We start from the raw sequence: 2,836 nt of genomic DNA, 5'->3' as shown, positions 1-2,836 counted from the left end.
ACGTCCGACCGGCAGCGCAAGCCGGCCGGAACGCTCACGGCGAAGGCCAAGGAAGAGATCGATTACCTTCTCGCCCGTATTAAGCACCACGATCCTCGAGCCTCAATCTAGGGAGCCCTGCTTCGGCCGTCAACTTGCGCTATCGATGTCGTCTACGATCTGCGTCTCTGCCAAGCGAGGTTATCGAGCCCGGCGAACACAATTGTCCGACAACGCGCACGCGCAAGGGGCTGGGTGAACGGCATGTAGGGGGGAACTGGGCTGGCAGGTTTTGGGCAGTAGCCACGGAAAAACGTCAATGTCCAAGAACCTTTTCCATCGCGTTTGGCTGATCGTGCATGGCAAGCTGGTCCATGATAGTCGCGCTGGCATCGTTCAACCCCACCACCTCGACCTCGGCTCCCGCCTTGCGGAATTTGAGCACGGCCTTGTCGATGGCGTTGACCCCGGTCAGGTCCCAGATATGCGCCTTGCCGACATCGATGGTGGCGCTTTCCAGCGCCTCGCCGAAATCGAAGGCCGAAAGGAAATCGTCCGCCGAGGCAAAGAAGATCTGGCCTTCGACAAGATAGCGACGATGCTTTCCGTCTTCTGAAAGCGTAGTCGTGACGCGGAAGATCTGCGCGACCTTCCACGCAAAAAAGATGCCCGAGAGCAGCACGCCTACACCGACCCCCAGTGCCAGGTTCTGCGTACCCACGACCGTTATCACCGTTGCGAGCATGACAAGGCTCGACCGGCGGGGATGATGGCGAAGATCGGCCAGCGAGGTCCAACTGAAGGTGCCGATCGACACCATGATCATGATCGCCACCAGCGCGGGCATGGGAATGAAGCCTACCAGGTCGCCGAGCACTATTAACAGAAACAGTAGGAAAGCCCCCGCGGTGAACGTTGAAAGCCGCGTGCGCCCACCCGATTTCACATTGATCACCGACTGTCCGATCATGGCGCAACCGGCCATGCCGCCAAAAAAGCCGCTGGCGATATTGGCGATGCCCTGACCGATGCTCTCGCGGTTCTTATCGCTGCCCGTATCGGTCATCTGGTCGACGATGGAGGCGGTGAGGAGACTTTCCAGAAGGCCCACGGCGGCCACGGCGATCGAAGTGGGCAGGATGATCCACAGCGTTTCGAGGTTGAGCGGAATGTCGGGGAAAAGCAGGATCGGCAGCGCGTCGGGCAGTTCGCCAAGATCGGCAACCGTGCGGATGTCGATGCCCAGCATCAGGGCAAGCGCGGTCAGGACAAGGATGCAGACCAGCGGTGAGGGCACCTTGGTCGTCAGCCTCGGGAAAAGATAGATGATGGCGAGCCCGGCCCCGATCAGCGCGTAGGTTTCCCACGTCACCCCGATCAACTCGGGCAGTTGCGCCATGAAGATCAGGATGGCGAGTGCGTTGACGAACCCGGTCATCACCGAACGCGAAACGAACCGCATGACATAGCCGATGCGCAGCCAGCCCGCGATGATCTGGATGACGCCGGCAAGGATGGTGGCGGCCAGAAGATATTGTAGGCCATGTTCGCGCACGAGGGTCCCGAACAGCACTGCTGTCGCGGCGGTCGCCGCCGAGATCATGGCCGGCCTGCCGCCGGCGAACGAAATGACGATGGCGATGACCACGGAGGCGTAAAGGCCGACGCGGGGATCGACCCCCGCGATGATGGAAAAGCCGATGGCCTCGGGGATGAGGGCGAGCGCCACGACGATACCGGCAAGGATATCGGCACGAATATTGGAGAACCAGTTACGGCGGATGGTTTCTATCGAGAACATAAACACACAATCGAAGCTGTCGTCCGGGCCGCTTGGGCGGGCCGAACTGTGGGAAACGAGCTTTATCTTGAGTGTCCGGCGGATCGGCGGCCGGAAGAGCCACCCGGAGTTTCACCGGGTCCGGGGTGAATGCCCCCGGCCATTGCCACAACGCCGCCGCGCTGACAAGCCACGTGGAAAGCCATGAATGAACCCGAGTGTCTTCGCCTGTCGGTTCCGGCGATGCCAAGCGGCCTTGACTTAGGATAAAATGTATATACATTATATATCTTTTTTGAGTGAGCACCACCATGTCAGACAAACCAAACAAGGTGAAACGCAACAAGAAAGATAGCCAGTTGCTGATCCGTATCAGCACCATAGAGCGCGAGCAGTTCCTGCAATTATGCGAAGAGCTGGATACCAGCGCCGCTCGCGAGATCAGGCAGTTCATCCGCGCGTTCATCAAACAGAAAACGCCGATTGAATGCCGCAGAGACAAGGAGATGATTCATGTCGAAGAAAACCAAATCCGCCGCCGAAAAAAAGGTGATCTCCCTCAAGCAGGAGATCAAGAAGCGCGAAGCCAAGGTCGAGAAGCATGAAAAGAAGATCAAGGCGCTGAAGAAGGCCGCCAAGAAGGCTGCATAGGGTGTAATCCGAGGCCGCCATCTGGCGGCCTCGGCTCCTCACCAAGCGTTAGGGACTCAATAAGGGTGCTCGGCTACTGACATCATTTGCGGGTAGCGCACCGAGTGTCCGTGTCTGGTGCAACCGGAGGCCGCCACAAATGACCGCTTTGAGGGGCGCTTCCGGCCGGACGACGCACTTTGTAGGCTTTTCTTCTGTAGTAGGTGGAAATATATCGGGGGCGGGGGCCTGCCAAAGTCCTTTATCGAACACTGGGCGGTATCGACCGCGAGTATAATTGACCTGATGCCGTCCGCGCGTCAGCCCTTTCCTGCAACTGACTTTTACGCAGCGCTTAAGGCGAGGCGTGCCCTTCGATAGGGGAAGATGGCGCGCGAGCGGCGCAGGAACCGTACGCTGCCGACATAGCTGGCGATGAACAGCACG

Annotated in this window: 2 protein-coding genes and 1 other annotated feature; of the genes, one reads left to right on the top strand and one right to left on the bottom strand. The window is 59.0% G+C overall.

Annotated elements, in window-relative coordinates:
• Nucleotides 1–295: 295 nt before the first annotated feature.
• Nucleotides 296–1,780, bottom strand: a complete 1,485-nt coding sequence (locus DVH29_RS15955) for a SulP family inorganic anion transporter (protein ID WP_114647177.1) — start codon at nt 1,778–1,780, stop codon at nt 296–298.
• 69 nt (nt 1,781–1,849) lie between these two features.
• Nucleotides 1,850–1,905: a sequence feature (sul1 is cis-regulatory element that is thought to sense ions involved in sulfur or methionine metabolism; They are found in Alphaproteobacteria), on the bottom strand.
• A gap of 165 nt (nt 1,906–2,070) precedes the next feature.
• Here DVH29_RS15955 and DVH29_RS15950 point away from each other — a divergent pair.
• A complete protein-coding gene (locus DVH29_RS15950) occupies nt 2,071–2,364 on the top strand; it encodes a hypothetical protein (RefSeq protein WP_114647176.1) in 294 nt (97 codons plus the stop codon).
• The last annotated feature ends 472 nt before the right edge of the window (nt 2,365–2,836 follow it).

The organism is Pelagibacterium lacus, assembly GCF_003345525.1.
In the GTDB taxonomy this organism is placed as follows: Bacteria; Pseudomonadota; Alphaproteobacteria; order Rhizobiales; family Devosiaceae; genus Pelagibacterium; species Pelagibacterium lacus.
The sequence above is the reverse complement of the archived record's forward strand: the minus strand, read 5'-3'. Positions and strand labels throughout refer to the sequence as shown.